The organism is Paenibacillus puldeungensis (assembly GCF_042678945.1).
Taxonomy (GTDB): domain Bacteria; phylum Bacillota; class Bacilli; order Paenibacillales; family Paenibacillaceae; genus Fontibacillus; species Fontibacillus puldeungensis.
In genome coordinates, this window is sequence record NZ_JBHTLM010000002.1 from 1 (window position 1) to 15,637 (window position 15,637).

Annotated in this window: 14 protein-coding genes, 8 tRNA genes and 1 rRNA gene; 21 read left to right on the forward strand and 2 right to left on the reverse strand. The window is 50.4% G+C overall.

The genetic code is table 11. The features are described 5' to 3' along the window. The 15 genes from ACFQ3W_RS02765 to ACFQ3W_RS02835 all read left to right on the forward strand — a co-directional run. Nucleotides 1-228 (forward strand): 23S ribosomal RNA (locus ACFQ3W_RS02765); the annotation flags it as partial. A 104-nt stretch (nucleotides 229-332) separates the two neighbouring features. After that, nucleotides 333-424, forward strand: a tRNA-Ser gene (locus tag ACFQ3W_RS02770). 20 nt (nucleotides 425-444) lie between these two features. Beyond that, nucleotides 445-521, forward strand: a tRNA-Met gene (locus tag ACFQ3W_RS02775). A gap of 9 nt (nucleotides 522-530) precedes the next feature. After that, a tRNA-Val gene (locus ACFQ3W_RS02780) sits at nucleotides 531-606 on the forward strand. 32 nt (nucleotides 607-638) lie between these two features. Then, nucleotides 639-714: transfer RNA gene (locus tag ACFQ3W_RS02785), tRNA-Thr, on the forward strand. Between the two features lie 15 nt (nucleotides 715-729). Continuing rightward, nucleotides 730-806 (forward strand) — tRNA-Asp (locus ACFQ3W_RS02790). 79 nt (nucleotides 807-885) lie between these two features. Beyond that, nucleotides 886-958: transfer RNA gene (locus ACFQ3W_RS02795), tRNA-Phe, on the forward strand. A 28-nt stretch (nucleotides 959-986) separates the two neighbouring features. Beyond that, a tRNA-Tyr gene (locus ACFQ3W_RS02800) sits at nucleotides 987-1,072 on the forward strand. Between the two features lie 5 nt (nucleotides 1,073-1,077). Continuing rightward, a tRNA-Lys gene (locus tag ACFQ3W_RS02805) sits at nucleotides 1,078-1,150 on the forward strand. A gap of 413 nt (nucleotides 1,151-1,563) precedes the next feature. Further along, a complete protein-coding gene (locus ACFQ3W_RS02810) occupies nucleotides 1,564-2,658 on the forward strand; it encodes a PucR family transcriptional regulator (protein ID WP_379316413.1) in 1,095 nt (364 codons plus the stop codon). A gap of 123 nt (nucleotides 2,659-2,781) precedes the next feature. Then, nucleotides 2,782-3,903: an ABC transporter ATP-binding protein gene (locus ACFQ3W_RS02815; RefSeq protein ID WP_379316415.1), complete on the forward strand. Its 1,122-nt coding sequence runs from the start codon at nucleotides 2,782-2,784 to the stop codon at nucleotides 3,901-3,903. A 253-nt stretch (nucleotides 3,904-4,156) separates the two neighbouring features. After that, nucleotides 4,157-5,098 carry an HPr(Ser) kinase/phosphatase gene (gene hprK / locus ACFQ3W_RS02820; RefSeq protein ID WP_379316417.1) on the forward strand — a complete coding sequence of 314 codons (942 nt, stop codon included), beginning with the start codon at nucleotides 4,157-4,159 and terminating at the stop codon, nucleotides 5,096-5,098. A gap of 11 nt (nucleotides 5,099-5,109) precedes the next feature. Further along, nucleotides 5,110-6,162, forward strand: a complete 1,053-nt coding sequence (gene lgt / locus ACFQ3W_RS02825; protein ID WP_379316419.1) for a prolipoprotein diacylglyceryl transferase — start codon at nucleotides 5,110-5,112, stop codon at nucleotides 6,160-6,162. 7 nt (nucleotides 6,163-6,169) lie between these two features. Next, entirely contained in the window at nucleotides 6,170-6,823 is a 654-nt protein-coding gene (ppaX, locus tag ACFQ3W_RS02830; protein ID WP_379316421.1) for a pyrophosphatase PpaX, read from the forward strand. Continuing rightward, the gene (locus ACFQ3W_RS02835) at nucleotides 6,820-7,335 is read left to right on the forward strand and encodes an acyltransferase (protein ID WP_379316423.1); all 516 of its coding nucleotides are present in this window, start codon (nucleotides 6,820-6,822) and stop codon (nucleotides 7,333-7,335) included. The genes ppaX and ACFQ3W_RS02835 overlap by 4 nt, the downstream gene beginning before the upstream one ends. A gap of 299 nt (nucleotides 7,336-7,634) precedes the next feature. Here ACFQ3W_RS02835 and ACFQ3W_RS02840 read toward each other — a convergent pair whose 3' ends face one another. Both ACFQ3W_RS02840 and ACFQ3W_RS02845 read right to left on the reverse strand, forming a co-directional pair. Further along, a complete protein-coding gene (locus tag ACFQ3W_RS02840) occupies nucleotides 7,635-9,014 on the reverse strand; it encodes a DUF4179 domain-containing protein (protein ID WP_379316425.1) in 1,380 nt (459 codons plus the stop codon). Then, the gene (locus ACFQ3W_RS02845) at nucleotides 9,007-9,531 is read right to left on the reverse strand and encodes a sigma-70 family RNA polymerase sigma factor (RefSeq protein ID WP_379316427.1); all 525 of its coding nucleotides are present in this window, start codon (nucleotides 9,529-9,531) and stop codon (nucleotides 9,007-9,009) included. The genes ACFQ3W_RS02840 and ACFQ3W_RS02845 overlap by 8 nt, the downstream gene beginning before the upstream one ends. Nucleotides 9,532-9,930: 399 nt before the next feature. On the opposite strand from ACFQ3W_RS02845, the gene ACFQ3W_RS02850 reads away from it, so the two are divergent. The 6 genes from ACFQ3W_RS02850 to hisA all read left to right on the forward strand — a co-directional run bounded on the left by ACFQ3W_RS02850 (nucleotide 9,931) and on the right by hisA (nucleotide 15,632). Further along, nucleotides 9,931-11,139 carry an ATP phosphoribosyltransferase regulatory subunit gene (locus ACFQ3W_RS02850; RefSeq protein WP_379316429.1) on the forward strand — a complete coding sequence of 403 codons (1,209 nt, stop codon included), beginning with the start codon at nucleotides 9,931-9,933 and terminating at the stop codon, nucleotides 11,137-11,139. A gap of 35 nt (nucleotides 11,140-11,174) precedes the next feature. Then, nucleotides 11,175-11,819, forward strand: a complete 645-nt coding sequence (hisG, locus tag ACFQ3W_RS02855; RefSeq protein WP_379316430.1) for an ATP phosphoribosyltransferase — start codon at nucleotides 11,175-11,177, stop codon at nucleotides 11,817-11,819. A gap of 95 nt (nucleotides 11,820-11,914) precedes the next feature. Next, entirely contained in the window at nucleotides 11,915-13,225 is a 1,311-nt protein-coding gene (hisD, locus tag ACFQ3W_RS02860) for a histidinol dehydrogenase (protein ID WP_379316432.1), read from the forward strand. Next, nucleotides 13,212-13,832 (forward strand): imidazoleglycerol-phosphate dehydratase HisB, encoded by a 621-nt coding sequence (gene hisB, locus ACFQ3W_RS02865; RefSeq protein WP_379317185.1) that lies wholly within the window; start codon nucleotides 13,212-13,214, stop codon nucleotides 13,830-13,832. Before hisD ends, hisB begins: the two co-directional genes overlap by 14 nt. A gap of 3 nt (nucleotides 13,833-13,835) precedes the next feature. Beyond that, complete coding sequence (gene hisH / locus ACFQ3W_RS02870) at nucleotides 13,836-14,480, forward strand: imidazole glycerol phosphate synthase subunit HisH (RefSeq protein ID WP_379316433.1); 645 nt, start codon at nucleotides 13,836-13,838, stop codon at nucleotides 14,478-14,480. Between the two features lie 402 nt (nucleotides 14,481-14,882). After that, nucleotides 14,883-15,632 (forward strand): 1-(5-phosphoribosyl)-5-[(5-phosphoribosylamino)methylideneamino]imidazole-4-carboxamide isomerase, encoded by a 750-nt coding sequence (gene hisA, locus ACFQ3W_RS02875; protein WP_379316435.1) that lies wholly within the window; start codon nucleotides 14,883-14,885, stop codon nucleotides 15,630-15,632. Nucleotides 15,633-15,637: the final 5 nt, after the last annotated feature.

Sequence of the window (15,637 nt, forward strand, 5' to 3'; positions counted from 1 at the left end):
GACCGGGATGGACGCACCGCTGGTGCACCAGTTGTTCCGCCAGGAGCATAGCTGGGTAGCTAAGTGCGGACGGGATAAGCGCTGAAAGCATCTAAGCGTGAAGCCCCCCTCAAGATGAGATTTCCCAATGAGTAAGACCCCTTGAAGACGACGAGGTTGATAGGCCTGAGGTGGAAGTGCAGCAATGTATGGAGCTGACAGGTACTAATCGGTCGAGGGCTTATCCTAAAAGCTTTACGAAGTAAAGCTACTTCGGAAGCATATGCTAATTTAAGACGCAAACAACGTTTCGTATCCAGTTTTCAAGGATTAACACCTTGAATTTATGGCTTGGAGAGATACCCAAGTGGCTATAAGGGGACCCTCTGCTAAGGGGTTAGACTGCGTAAGCGGTGCGAGGGTTCGAATCCCTCTCTCTCCGCCATTCGTACAAGCATATATTATGGCGGTGTAGCTCAGCTGGCTAGAGCGTACGGTTCATACCCGTGAGGTCGGGGGTTCGATCCCCTCCGCCGCTACCATAATCAATCGGAGGCTTAGCTCAGCTGGGAGAGCATCTGCCTTACAAGCAGAGGGTCGGGGGTTCGATCCCCTCAGCCTCCACCATAGTAAGTAAGCAAGCCAGTACAACTTGATACGCCGGTGTAGCTCAACTGGTAGAGCAACTGACTTGTAATCAGTAGGTTGGGGGTTCAAGTCCTCTCGCCGGCACCATTTTCATAAAACTGCGGAGCCGTGGTGTAGAGGCCTAACATGCCTGCCTGTCACGCAGGAGACCGCGGGTTCGAATCCCGTCGGCTCCGCCATTTTACAAAAAGGTATTTCCACAGAGAAGTGGGAAAGTTATCGACTTAACCACTTTATTTTTTTTGACTAATTTCATATGGCTCGGTAGCTCAGTCGGTAGAGCAGAGGACTGAAAATCCTCGTGTCGGCGGTTCGATTCCGTCCCGAGCCACTTTTATGCTTAACTAGCATAAAAATCTGGAGGCTTAGCGAAGTGGCCAAACGCAGCAGACTGTAAATCTGTTCCTTCACTGGTTCGGTGGTTCGAATCCATCAGCCTCCACCAGTTATGAGCCATTAGCTCAGTTGGTAGAGCACCTGACTTTTAATCAGGGTGTCGAAGGTTCGAGTCCTTCATGGCTCATCTAAATAAAAGGCGTGTATTTCAAGTAATTTGAAATACACGCCTTTTTGCTATTGAATTTAAGTAATCGGTAGTATAAGGCTTCACTATTTTCTTTGTATTTTCTTTACACCAACTGTAAAACGAACAATATCACTTTCTGTTAATCTTGCATTGAAAGGGATGGTTGAAGCGGTTCATCAAAATGGGTATGAAATAGATTGGGATCATTACTTCTCGTGTGAGGTTTATACGGATCAGAGGTTTAGTTTCCCCAAAAGCAGCGGCCCAAATATCCTAATCCTCGATTTTATATACCATGTAAAAAGAAATAGAAATGATGGTTGAAATTTACCTGATTTCAGTTTGAAACCCGGGATATGATAAAATAAATTATACTTAACTCTAATATCCGATTGTAAGGAATGGCACTCATGATGAATATTAAAAAGCTCAAGCAGCAAGTGGAGAATATCATTGGCGCTTCTATCGTAGAAGCAAAAATGGATCAGCATACCTGGAGTTCCTTGGTTAATGAGGCCGGAGCATCGGAAACGGGCCCCATTCGCTTGAAAGACCGGATTATCTGGCTGTGTAATCAACAGGCTAAAGAGGTAAACGTGCTGGAGACAAAAGCTATGGGTGTGACCGAAGCAGAAGCCAAACTTATCCATCTTTTGCTGTCCTCGGCTCGTGATCAGCAGCCGTTTGCGCCTGTGAAACATGACGACGAATATCGTAGTACCCAGTTAGGGGAATGGCTGCAGGATCGTATTAGTAGCGGGGATTTACATATGCCCGTTCCGGATAGCATAGAGATCAAGGCTCGATTGAAGGGACAGATGCTACCGTTTTTGCTCAGCTGGGATAATGCGGGACTGACCATTGCTTTTTCGAAGCTGAATAAACTACTAAAGAGTTATTTTGGCGGAGATATTGTGCTGATTCCATTGAAGGAAGACTGGCTGATTCTTCTCGGTGAAGGTTTGTTCGCCAGCTTACGGGAGGAAAGTGAAGAAGGCGCGGAGACAGAGCGGGACTTAATAAGCGCGTTATGCCAAGGGCTATATGAGCTGATTACGAATGAATGGGTCGGAGGATTCCATCTCACGGTGGGGGATAGTTGGATTGGTGATGCGGACTTGGTTATTGCTGCTCTGTCCCTTCGCCAGACGATGCAGCTTGGCAGAGTTTTTGACGTAACAAAGCAGATTCATTTCCCCTGGGAGCTGAAGCTGGAGCGTTTAGTATACAGCATTCCGGAAGAGCAACGGGAACATTTTATCGAAGAAACCGGGGATCATGCCACCCTGTTGCAGGACGAGGAGCTTGTGACGACACTGGAGACTTTTTTTCAGCTGGATTGTAATGTTAGTGAAACTGCTAAGCGGTTGTACATCCATCGAAACACGCTTTTATACCGGATTGATAAGTTCAAGCAGGAGACAGGACTGGATGTTAGAACGTTTCGGGACGCGGTTTTGGTCAAGTTGGAGCTGTTATTGTATAAAGTGACTAAAAGGACGTAGTTTTTTTGTGCAGTTTGTGGATGGCCCCCATTAGGCTAAATCGTTAATATAAGAGTATGAATTGTATCCGATTACATTAAGACGACAACAACCAAAATAATTACATTATGGGAGGCAAAACAAATGGCAGGCGTACGCTTAGAACACATTTTCAAAAAATATCCGGGTGCTGATAAAGCCACTGTAGCCGACATTAACCTCGATATCAAGGATAAAGAATTCCTCGTATTGGTCGGACCATCTGGTTGCGGTAAATCAACGACTCTTCGTATGATCGCAGGTCTTGAAGAAATTACTGAAGGTAAACTGTACATCGGCGACCGCGTCGTGAACGACGTAGCTCCGAAAGACCGCGATATCGCGATGGTATTCCAATCTTACGCTTTGTATCCACACATGAACGTTTATCAAAACATGGCGTTCGGTTTGAAACTTCGTAAAGTGAAAAAAGAAGAAATCGACCAACGTGTTCGCGAAGCAGCGAAAATTCTCGACATCGAGCACTTGCTTGACCGTAAACCGAAAGCTCTTTCCGGTGGTCAACGTCAACGGGTTGCCTTGGGCCGTGCTATCGTCCGTGACCCTCAAGTGTTCCTGATGGACGAACCGCTCTCTAACTTGGATGCTAAACTGCGTGGTCAAATGCGCGCCGAAATTACGAAGCTGGTTAAGCGTTTGGAAACCACTTGCATCTACGTAACACATGACCAAATCGAAGCAATGACGATGGGCGACCGGATCGTAGTTATGCACGATGGTATTATCCAACAAGCCGCTTCTCCTGAAGAACTGTACAACCAACCAGGCAACATCTTCGTAGCCGGATTCATCGGTTCCCCAACAATGAACTTTGTGAACGGTACTTTGGTGGAAGAAGGCGGCGAGGTTCGCCTCAAAGCCAACAACATAAACGTTCTAGTTCCTCAAGGTAAAGCTGCTGTCTTGAAAGAAAAAGGATATATCGGTAAAGATGTCATAATGGGTATCCGTCCTGAAGACATCCATGAAGAGCCAGTATTCTTGGAAGCTTCTCCAAATACAGCATTTACGGCAAACGTATATCTGACTGAAAACCTTGGTCATGAAATGCAATTGTACTTGAACGGCGCAGGCAGCGACAACTTGATCGCGCGCGTTGACGGCCGCTCGAATACTCGTGAAGGCGACAATGTTAAACTGGCCATCGACATGAACAAAATTCATATCTTTGACAAAGAAACACAACGCAACGTATTTTTCAACTAATTCGTAGGCACAATTAGGAAACCGCCCTTCGGGGCGGTTTTTTTAATAACAGATGGTTTTATGGAATGATTCGGAGCGAGGTTGGCACGGCATCTTTCGAATGATTGATTTACGATGCAATTTCCATTACGATGAATACATTGAAACGATTTTGATAAAGAGGCAAAACCCGGATTCGCCACAGCATATATCGGAACCGCAGAAGTGTACAATATTACCCGCTTGTACCAAGGTATCGGAAAGGAAGAACACCATGGTTAAAAAAGTCAAAGTATCGGAATTGGTCAACCAGTTCGGGCTTGAGGTGGTATCTGGAGAACAGGGCTTAAAACGAGCCATTACAGTGGATGACCTGTATCGACCTGGTCTGGAAATGGCCGGTTATTTTGAATATCATCCGCCGGAACGCGTACAAATTTTAGGAAAGACGGAGCTGGCCTTCTATGAAATGCTTCCAGCAGAGGATCGTAAAGATCGGATGGAGCGGTTGTGTAGCAGCGAGGAGACTCCTTGCATCATCGTGACCCGGTCGTGGGAGGTCCCCCAAGAGCTGATCGATATTAGCTCAAAGAATCAGATCCCGGTGCTGCGCAGCAGCATGGCGACTACGATTCTTTCGAGCCGTATTACAAGCTTCCTTGAACGGAAGCTGGCGCCTACAGCGACTATTCATGGCGTACTTGTTGATGTATACGGGGTTGGCATGCTGATTACGGGCAGTAGCGGTATCGGGAAAAGTGAAACTGCGCTTGAGCTCGTAAAACGCGGCCATCGCTTGATTGCCGACGATGCTGTAGAAATAAGACAAACCTCGGATAACCAACTGCATGGTACAGCTCCGGAATTAATCCGCCATTTGCTGGAGATACGCGGCGTCGGGATCATCAACGTGATGACCCTGTTTGGGGCAGGTGCAATTCGGAACAACAAGCGGATTTCTCTGGTGGTTAGGCTTGAGGCTTGGCAGCAGGAAAAACAATATGACCGACTGGGGCTGGATGAAGAGACAACCCGTATCATTGATACGGATATTCCGTTAGCTACCATTCCGGTACGTCCTGGACGGAACCTTGCTGTTATCATTGAGGTAGCGGCTATGAACTTCCGCCTGAAGCGGATGGGGTACAATGCAGCCCTTCAGTTTACGACAAAACTAACGGAGACCATCGCAGAGGATATCGACGATTTAGATTAGGAGCGTGAACAATGGGTACCTTATTATTGGACCCGATAGCTTTCTCTATCGGCAGTTTGAAAGTACACTGGTATGGAATAATTTTGGGAAGTGCGGCGCTTGTGGGGCTGCTGTTTGCGATTTGGGAGGGGAAGCGATTTCGCATTCCCCAGGAATTTTTTATGGACTTGCTGTTGTTTGGCGTGCCTTCCGCCATTATCGGAGCGAGAATTTATTTTGTAGCATTCAAGTGGGAGGACTATAAGGACAATCTCCTGGATGTTTTTAAAATATGGAACGGTGGTATCGCCATTTACGGTGCGCTGATCGGTGCGATTATTTGCGCCGTTATCTTCGTCCGGAAACGTGGCTATAATTTTTGGCGAATCGCGGATATATGTGCCCCTGGGCTGATTGTAGGCCAATTGATTGGACGTTGGGGAAACTTCGTCAATCAAGAGGCGTATGGGGGCCCAACGACAGAAAGCTTTTTGCGGGATAGCCTGCATCTGCCCTCCTTTATCGTGAACCAAATGAATGTGCAGGGCACGTTTGTTCACCCTACATTTTTATATGAATCGGTGTGGAACCTGGTTGGTCTTGTGCTGCTGCTTATTTTGCGGAGACAGAAGTTTTTACGGGCTGGTGAATTATTCGCTTCCTACTTCATTTGGTATTCAATTGGCCGTTTCTTTATCGAAGCATTCCGAACGGATAGCCTAGCTTTTCAAGGTGCCTCATGGCTTGCATCATTCGTGAATGGACTTTGGACACCGATGACCTGGTTCGGGTTTGAGCAAGGCTATCTGGCTCCGTCATACGGTAATGTGAGAATTTCGCAGCTGCTGGCTATTCTTATTGTGGTTATAGCGGTTGTGTTTATAATTGTGCGTCGGAGCACTGTGCGCGATTTGCCTCATTACCTGGATCCGATCGTTTCCACGAAATTGACGGTGGGGGAGAGCTTGCCTACTGCTGAACTGTCTAGTACGGTAGCGAAGGAATCGGTTAAGACTAATGAGGAAGCAGCAAAGCCAGAGGTAACTGAGGAAACACCGGAAAGGTCGGAGGAAAAAAAGGAGTAACAATTACATGATAGACACGGTATTATTTGATCTGGATGGTACGATTATCGACACAAATGAACTGATACTAACGACGTTTGAGCATGTGCTTCAGAAGCATGCGTTGAACAAGTACACCCGGGAGCAAATGATTCCGTACATGGGGCTGACACTGGAATATCAGCTTCAAACGTTTTCCGGAAAAAAGGATGTAGCGGAGCTTGTAGTCGACTATCGGAAGTATAACCGGGAGCGTCATGATGAATTGGTACAGGAGTTTCCATATGTAAAAGAAGTAATCACTCAGCTCCATGAGCGCGGGATCAAGCTTGGAGTCGTCACAACGAAGATTCAGGAAACAACGCAAAAGGCCTTGGACCTGTTTGGACTTCTGTCTTTTATGGATATTATCGTCACTGTGGAGGATGTAGAGCATCCTAAGCCGCATCCCGAGCCGATCTTAACCGCAATGGAAAAGCTAAACTCAGAGCCAGCCCGTACGCTGATGGTCGGCGACAGCGCAGCAGATATCGAGTGCGCCCATAATGCGGGCGTTCAATCGGCGGCGGTGGCTTGGTCGCTGAAAGGTCTGGAGATGCTTCAGAGCTACAATCCGGACTATATCCTGAAGGACATGACCGATTTGTACGGCGTGTTGGGATGGGAGCCTGTGAACAAGTGAGAAAGGTTCGACGCTATCCGGTGGAGGGTCCAAACGCACTTTGGCAAATTTACCGGACGGTTAGCCCGTGGAAAGGCACACGCAATTTTATATTTGTTCAATTGGCGAGATACTGCCCGGTGTTGTCCATCAAAAACTGGATTTACCGGCGTATCCTCGGCATGAAGGTCGGCGACCATACCGCGTTTGGTTTGATGGTGATGGTGGATGTGTTTTTCCCGGAGCTCATTACCGTCGGGCGAAATTCAGTCATCGGCTACAATACGACGATTCTGGCGCATGAGTACCTGATCAAGGAATATCGGCTGGGTGAGGTACGGATTGGCGATGAAGTGATGATTGGCGCCAATTCCACGATTTTACCGGGTGTTACGATTGGCGATGGCGCTGTTGTGGCTGCCGGGTCGGTTGTACATAAGGATGTGGCTCCCGGTACCTTTGTTGGAGGCAATCCTCTGAGGGTGCTGGAGCGTAAGAGCCCGGAGGGTGTCCGTGGCGTGGATGAGGGCTGAAAAGTAACGTCCAAGAAATTAGCACAAATGGCCTGTAGATGTAAAAAGTACATCTATTCTGCCTAATATCCCTCACATTTTTGTTTTAGTTGTAAAAAGTACATTTAAACTGATCCAGCACAAAAAGCAGGAAAATAAATGTACAAAATGCAATTAGACCTCTCTCTCGCTAACGTGGCACCATCCAATTTAGGGCATTACCCATCAATAAAGAGCACCACCGTGTTATCGGTAGTGCTCTTTATTGTTTGTGGCGTCCCGCGTGTGGGATCCCTCTCGTCCCCACCTTTTTGCGTTGGCTATTTAAGGTTAATTTTAACTTCAAGAGGCTTGTAGATATTTTTGTCAGAGGTATTTTCAAGGGTGAAAGTTAAAGGTTGTGCATAATCTGAAGGGGCGATGGAAAAGTCGACCGCTTCTTTTCTGCTATCCCCTCTTGTGATGGTATATATTGCACCTGATTTATCGGTGAAGCTGGCATTCTCTAAGATATGGTTGTTATTATCTGACGTTTTGTTAAACCGCAGCTTAATATCTACAGATTCCTTGCCGGAGACTATATCGAGTTTTTGAATTAACTGACCTCCGCTCAGAATCTGTTTTTTCGCCGTATCAATGACCAGCTTTGACTTGTTGCTAGTTGTTTCAGTAATACCTGCAGCTTTGAGAGCCGCTTCACTATAATCGTCATAAAAAATGCTGCGAAAAGCAAGCTGCAAGAATGAGGATCGGCCTAAACTAGATTGATATGATGATTCGTTTTGGTTTGGTGTTAGAAAATACTGGAATTGACTGGCACGTTCTTCACCTAAATATAGCTTGGTATCTTGAATTCCTTTTACAAGCTTATCAGTAGATGGACCTATAGATTCAATATTTATAGTTGTGCCTAATGGGCGAAGCACCATATTCTTAATCGTTACTTTATGATCACCGAACTGGGCTGTTTCGTTAATAGGTATTGTTCGTTCCAAATCGGCATATTTACTTTTATCCAATTCAATAGGGATATAAACTTTCTTCAGATCTTCCTTTTTCTCAGAATGTTCTCCCCAGGAGCCGGAAAATAAGATTTTCCCGCGAGCAGCCTGACTGGAAACTTGGAGTTTAACAAAGGTATGCATGATGGGCCCTGTACGGCTAGACTTGTGATCCGCCGATTCATAATATTTTGGACCCATTTCTGTGGAGCTGACATTGGCATCTTGGATCGGAGTATATCCTTGTACATCAATTGGAAAATCCCTCAATGTATTCTCCGATGTATAAAAAATAATGGCCGTCCGGCTATCGGCTAGAACGCCGTCTACCGTTACTTTATATCCGTCTTTTTCTACCGTTTGATTGATCGGCTGGTACAGGCCATGATCCGCTGCTCTCTCCATGTCCGTTGTCAACATGCTGCGCACGTAATCCGGGATGTCGCCCTGGCTTCCCATTACGGCAGCAGGCGTTGCCTGATAGCCGTATTGCCAGAAAGCGATGACTAGTACCATACAAAAGGCTAACCCTCCTGCAATCCCCCAACGTTGGCTGAGCTGCCGTTTACGGCGAGCTTGCTTGCCGCGATTTAGTCCATTCCTCACTGCAGTTTCTAGTTTCATCTCATCTATCTTTCTTTCAGCCTGGAGAGCGTCATCGAAAAAATGAGTCAGCTCCAGTTCCTCCCGTTCAGCCATAAAACAATTCACCTCCCAAATCCATATGGCCCCTGAGTTGTTTCAGTCCTTGATGGAGCCATGTTTTTACGGTGCCTTCCGGACGATCCAGCACCTTGGCGATCTCCGCCAGCGTCATGTCCTGATAGTATTTCAAGGTCAGCACATGGCGATATTTCGGCTTAAGCTGCTCGAGTGCGGTTTCGAGATCCAGCTTATTCACGCTAACCATTTCTGTCGTCCCTTGCGGCATGACAGAGGCCAGGGGAAGAACCTTTTTCCGCCGCCTTTGCTCGTCGATGCAGCAGTTGATTAATATTCGAATCAGCCAAGGCATAAAGGCCTCCGGCTCTTTCAAACGTCGGCATTTCAACCAGGCTTTGCACACCGTCTCTTGCACGGCCTCCAAAGCATCCGCTTCATTTCGCAAGTAGCTGAAGGCGATGCCGTAAAGCTTTCGGCTGTTCGCGGATATAAGCCCCTGAAAGGCGATTTCATCACCACCGCAGGCGGCGATGGCCCATTCTCTCTCTTCCACGTGGGTACTCCTTCCTCCTCATTGAACCCTGGGATTACCGGCCGGTAATTTCAATCCCTATCATAAAGACGGCGCATGCTGCCAAACGGTTTTTGGGTAAGAAAATTTTAGCAGGACAAACTTGGCATGTAGTAATTATACGTTTCTTTATTTTTACGAGGGAAGGGGACGATATTAGGTTACCTCCTACAAGGGATTTACAGGGAAACTGGGGAATACTGAATGGAGCGTATTTTTTGCAGAAACGATTTGAAAGAGGCGTTGACGGGTGAAAAGAATATATGATAAGATATGCCATATTCTTTACTTTGGTAGTATGGTAGCACTTTAATATAGTAAAGGTTTTCGTCAATGTAAATCATATTCTTCTTAAATAGATAAGACAGTGAGGTGAAGGTTTTGACTAAACCAAAAGGGTTTGAAAAACCGGCGGGAGTTCGCGATTATCTGCCTTTTGCCGTAGAGAAGCTGCGATCGATCGAGCATCGGGTGCTTGATTGCATGGCCGGCTGGGGGTACCGGCAGATCATGACGCCGACGATGGAATACTACGATACGGTAGGCGTAGCGAGCTCCACCTCGGATCAAAAGCTGTTTAAGCTGCTCAACAACCGGGGAACTACGATGGTTCTCCGTTCCGATATGACTGCGCCGATCGCACGGGTGGTGGCCTCCTTGTTGAAGGAAGAGCCGATGCCGCTCAGATTGTGCTACCATGCGAATGTGTTTCGGGCGATGGAGGAAGAGGCGGGCCGGGAGGCGGAGTTTTTCCAGACCGGTGTCGAGCTGGTTGGCGATGATTCCGCTGAGGCTGATGCTGAGGTCGTGGCGCTGGCGGTAGCTTCTCTGCAGGCTGCGGGCGTGAATTCCTTCAAGATCGCTTTGGGGCATGTAGGGTTCCTAAATGGGCTTCTAGAAGAGGCAGTACCGGGACGCGAGGACTTACGGGATGCGCTCAAAGAGCGATTGCTGCACCGCGACTTTGTGGGTTACCGGGAAACGCTGGCCGGGTTGTCCTTATCAACGAAGGAGCAGGAAGAGTTGGAAGGAATTTTACGACTGCGCGGGGGAAAAGAGATCTGCCACCAGGCGCTGGAGCTGAGCCACAATCCGCTCGTTCAAGCTTCGGTTCAGCATCTTTGCCTCGTATGGGATGCGCTTGAGGATTACGGCGTTGCTGAGCATGTCATGATTGATCTTACGATGATCGGGGATTTTTCGTATTATACGGGAATGACCTTTGAAGGTTATGCCGCTGAGCTCGGCTTCCCGGTGTGCAGCGGTGGGCGGTACGACAACCTGCTGCAGCAGTTTGGACGGCCGGCGCCAGCTACGGGGTTTTCACTGAAGACGAACCGGATTTTGGACGGCGTTAACGGGCTTGTGGCCGAGCGAGAGCTCGCCATTTTGCTTCAATATGATGCGGCAAACCGGAGGCTGGCTTTCTCTGAGGCGGAGCGGCTGCGAAAAGAGGGTCATAGCGTGCTGATGCGGCGTGCCCGGGGACCAGAGGACCTGATCGGTTCTCCGGCACCTGCTACCAACAACGAACGAACGGGCCCACTAGGTCCTCTGTATGGTGAGATTCGCACATTTGTCAGTTTCTGATTTTCATAAGGGCAGAGGAAAGGAGAAGTGGCAGGATGGGGCAAATTATAAAGGTAGCCATGCCCAAAGGGCGTATTTATAAAAAAGCTTCTGCACTGTTTCGGGAAGCCGGGATCAACATCCCTACTGATGTGGATGAATCACGAAAGCTGGTCATTCCGCTGCCGGAAATCGGCATGGAGTTTATTTTGGCCAAGCCGGTGGACGTGCCAACCTATGTGGAATACGGCGTGACCGATATCGGCATCGTGGGCAAGGATGTACTGATGGAAGAGAACCGCGACGTATATGAGCTGCTGGATCTCGGGATAGCTCGCTGCCGCATGTCGGTGATCGCCCTTCCGGACTGGAAGCCCGGCATTCAGCAGCGTGTAGCGACGAAGTACCCGAATGTGGCGTCTCAGTTTTTCCGCGAGCAGGGGCAGCAGGTGGAGGTTATCAAGCTGAACGGTTCGATTGAGCTGGCTCCGCTCATTGGCCTTGCCGACCGCATCGTGGATATGGTTGAAACAGGGCAGACGCTGAGAGAGAACGGGCTGGTGGAGCTGGAGAGCATTTTCGATATCACTAGCCGGCTGGTAGCCAACCGAGTGAGCTATCGGATGAAAAACACGGAGATTCAAGCGGTGTGTGATGCGCTAAGCAAGGTGATTCAAAAGAATGATGTAAGGCAGGCGTGAGGTCGACTGAACTGATATATTAAGCGGCTGGTCTTCATCAGTAAGGGATTTAGTGAAGCCAGGCAGATGATAAGCAGAACAAGGGGGAATGACGGATGCGACTGGTATCGGCACAAGATTTTGACTTGCGGCGGGAAGTGGAGTACGGATCGGCGGAACAAAATGAAGCGGTACGCACGATTGTCAAGGCAGTGAAAGAGGAGGGCAATGCGGCGCTGCTGCGTTATACGGAGCGGTTTGACAGCATGAAGCTGGATGCAGCTGCCCTGCGGGTGACGCAGGAGGAGCTAAAGGCGGCATATGCCTTGGTAGAGCCATCGTTCGTTGCGGCCATTTCGGCGGCTGCCGAGAACATCCGTCATTTTCACACCAAGCAGAAGCGCAATTCCTGGATGGATTTGCAGCCGGACGGAAGCCTGCTTGGGCAAATCATTCGCCCTTTGAAGCGCGTGGGCGTGTATGTGCCAGGCGGGAAGGCCGCTTATCCTTCCTCCGTATTGATGAACGTCATTCCGGCGCAGGTAGCCGGCGTTTCAGAAATCGTAATGGTAACTCCTCCGGCTACCGGGGGAAAAGCGGGCATCGACCCGTACATTCTTGTCGCGGCGGCGGAGGCCGGCGTACATGAGATTTACCGGGTCGGCGGGGCGCAGGCGATTGCGGCGCTGGCATACGGCACGGAAACGATTGAGCCGGTGGACAAAATATGTGGGCCGGGCAACATCTATGTGGCGCTCGCGAAACGCGAGGTGTACGGCGCGGTCGACATCGACAGTATCGCCGGGCCGAGTGAGATCGCCGTGCTGGCCGACGACAGCGCCAATCCGGCCTACGTGGCGGCCGATCTGCTGTCCCAGGCCGAGCATGACGAGATGGCGTCGGCGATTCTCGTGACGCCGTCGGAGATGTTTGCGAAGGCGTGCCAGGCGGAGGTGGCCCGTCAACTGGCGGAGCTGCCGCGGAAGGACATCGCTTCGGCCTCCATCGAGCAGTACGGGGCGATTATCCTGGTGAATTCCATTGAAGAAGGGATTCAGGTGATCAATCGGCTTGCGCCGGAACATTTTGAGCTAATCGTGAAGGAGCCGATGGGCTATCTGGGGCTGGTGGAAAATGCCGGGGCGATTTTCCTCGGGCCGTACAGCTCGGAGCCGGTGGGCGATTATTATGCAGGGCCGAATCACATCATCCCGACGAATGGAACGGCTAGGTTCTCATCGCCGGTGGATGTGGATGATTTTATTAAGAAGTCGAGTCTGATCTATTACAGCAAGGAAGCGCTGCTTGAAAACGGGGCGACGATTATCGAGCTGGCACGGCGGGAAGGCCTTGAAGGGCACGCTCGGGCAGTAGAAATTCGACTTCGTCAAGAAGGAAAGGCGGGTGGAAATGATGGCAACGAATGATCAAAATAGTGCGGCGGCATTGTCGCGGACATCGGCGGTCAGCCGGAAAACGAATGAGACGGACATTCAGCTTGAATTTGCCGTCGACGGCAGCGGAAATTCCCAATTGGAAACGGATGTGCCGTTTTTGAATCATATGCTGGACCTGTTTACGAAGCATGGCCAATTTGATCTTTCGGTTCAGGCACGCGGGGATATCGAGATCGACGATCATCATACGGTGGAGGATATCGGGATTTGCCTCGGGCAATGTATTCGGGAAGCGCTTGGCGATAAAAAAGGAATCAAACGCTACGCCAGTGTGTTTATCCCGATGGACGAAGCGCTCGCGCAGGTTGTGATCGATGTCAGCAACCGCCCGCATTTTGAATACCGGGCGCAGTACCCGTCAGATCGCGTAGGCAGCTTCGATGTGCAGCTCGTGCACGAGTTTCTGTGGAAACTGGCGCTGGAGGCGCGGATTACGCTGCACGTCATCGTGCACTATGGGCAAAACACGCATCATATGATCGAGGCGGTGTTTAAGGCACTCGGTCGGGCGCTTGACGAGGCGACGAGCATCGATCCGCGCGTCAGCGGCGTGCCATCGACGAAGGGAGTGCTGTAGCCGATGAATTTGGCCATCGTCGATTACGGGATGGGCAACTTGCACAGCGTGGGCAAAGCCGTCGAGCGCCTAGGTTACGAAGGAATCGTAACCGGCGACGAGGCGGCGATCCTGGCGGCGGACGGCGTGCTGCTGCCCGGCGTCGGCGCCTTTGGCGACGCGATGGAGCACCTGCGCGCGTCGGGCCTGGACGCCGTGGTGCGCCAGGCGGCCGCTGGGGGCAAACCGCTGCTCGGCATCTGCCTCGGGATGCAGCTGCTCTTCGACGAGAGCGAAGAGCATGGGCGGCACGAGGGGCTTGGCATTTTGCCAGGCCGAGCGGTGCGGTTTGCCGGAGGTGCGGGCTACAAGGTCCCGCACATGGGGTGGAACCGGCTGGCGTTCCTGCAGCCGGACAATCCGCTGCTCGCCGGGCTGGACGAGGGACACGTGTACTTTGTCCACTCGTACCATGTGCTGCCCGAGCAGCGGGAGGATCTGCTGGCCGTCACGGATTACGGCCACCCGGTCACCGCGATCGTCGGTCGCGGTAATGTGTACGGCATGCAGTTTCACCCGGAGAAGAGCGGTCAGCTCGGCATGGCGCTGCTGCGGAATTTTCTTGCGATTGTGGAGCGTGAGGGTCAGGTGAAGGTGCAGGACCGTTAGCCGCTATGGGCGGTGCTAGACGCCACAACAGTGAGCGCTGCTGACCGCCACCGCAGTACGTGGGATAGGTGAGATACGTATGACACTGATTCGTAGGGTGCGCGCGGTGCGGTGGCTTCATTATAGCGGCTCCACAAACACTATCTCAGATGAAAATAAAATTAAGGGTAAATTATGGCCCTATTTTAGCCATTTTGCAGGTTTGTGAGCGAATAGGGGTAAAAAATGGCCTTATTTTCGAAATATTGCTCTCTAGTAGATAAAATCCACCCTGTTGAGCCGAAATAAGACCAAAAAACGCCCCTATTTTCAGCCGATCGCTCGAAATGGTTCAAATAGCGCCTTAAATTACCCTTATTGTGAAGCAGTACAATTTAAACAGGCGAGGGGGAAGGGCACACGATGTCTTCATTTATCATATATCCGGCCATTGATATCCGGGGTGGGCGGTGCGTACGACTCGTTCAGGGAGATTACGACCGTGAAACCGTCTATAACGATAACCCGGTCGAGGTCGCTCGGGCGTGGGAAGCCCAGGGTGGCAAGTTCATTCATGTCGTCGATTTGGACGGCGCTAAAGCCGGCCATCCGGTAAACGACAAGCTGATTGGCAAAATCGCCGGCAGCGTGCAAGTCCCTGTGCAAGTAGGCGGTGGTCTGCGAACGCTGGACGATGTAAAGCGGCTGCTTTCGCTTGGCGTCAGCCGAGTCATTCTTGGAACTGCGGCGATTGAGGATCGCGAGTTTACCGAGGCCGTGCTTGGCACCTACGGGGACAAGGTGGCGATCGGGATCGACGCCCGGAACGGGTTCGTAGCGACCCGCGGCTGGCTGGAAACGTCGGAGGTGCAAGCCGAGGAGTTGGCGAAGCAGCTCGCGGCTAAAGGAGCGGAGACGTTTATTTTTACCGATATCTCCCGCGACGGGATGATGCAGGGGCCAAACGTGGGGGCGATTCAATCGCTCGCCAAAGCTTCCGGGCGCACGGTCATCGCCTCCGGTGGGGTGACGGTGCAGGATGATCTGCTGCGGCTCGCCGCTCATGCGGATGAGGGGGTTGGCGGAGCTATTGTCGGCAAAGCGCTCTACACCGGCAGCATCGATTTGGCACAAGCCATACAGGCAATTCAGGCTAACCGAAAACCGAACTGAGCTCA

Bases quoted from the DNA above. Each gene is read 5' to 3' on its own strand.
- ACFQ3W_RS02810 (WP_379316413.1), top strand. From the start codon at position 1,564: ATGATGAATATTAAAAAGCTCAAGCAGCAAGTGGAGAATATCATTGGC.
- ACFQ3W_RS02815 (WP_379316415.1), top strand. From the start codon at position 2,782: ATGGCAGGCGTACGCTTAGAACACATTTTCAAAAAATATCCGGGTGCT.
- hprK (WP_379316417.1), top strand. From the start codon at position 4,157: ATGGTTAAAAAAGTCAAAGTATCGGAATTGGTCAACCAGTTCGGGCTT.
- lgt (WP_379316419.1), top strand. From the start codon at position 5,110: ATGGGTACCTTATTATTGGACCCGATAGCTTTCTCTATCGGCAGTTTG.
- ppaX (WP_379316421.1), top strand. From the start codon at position 6,170: ATGATAGACACGGTATTATTTGATCTGGATGGTACGATTATCGACACA.
- ACFQ3W_RS02840 (WP_379316425.1), bottom strand. From the start codon at position 9,014: ATGGCTGAACGGGAGGAACTGGAGCTGACTCATTTTTTCGATGACGCT.
- hisG (WP_379316430.1), top strand. From the start codon at position 11,175: ATGGGGCAAATTATAAAGGTAGCCATGCCCAAAGGGCGTATTTATAAA.
- hisD (WP_379316432.1), top strand. From the start codon at position 11,915: ATGCGACTGGTATCGGCACAAGATTTTGACTTGCGGCGGGAAGTGGAG.
- hisB (WP_379317185.1), top strand. From the start codon at position 13,212: ATGGCAACGAATGATCAAAATAGTGCGGCGGCATTGTCGCGGACATCG.
- hisH (WP_379316433.1), top strand. From the start codon at position 13,836: ATGAATTTGGCCATCGTCGATTACGGGATGGGCAACTTGCACAGCGTG.
- hisA (WP_379316435.1), top strand. From the start codon at position 14,883: ATGTCTTCATTTATCATATATCCGGCCATTGATATCCGGGGTGGGCGG.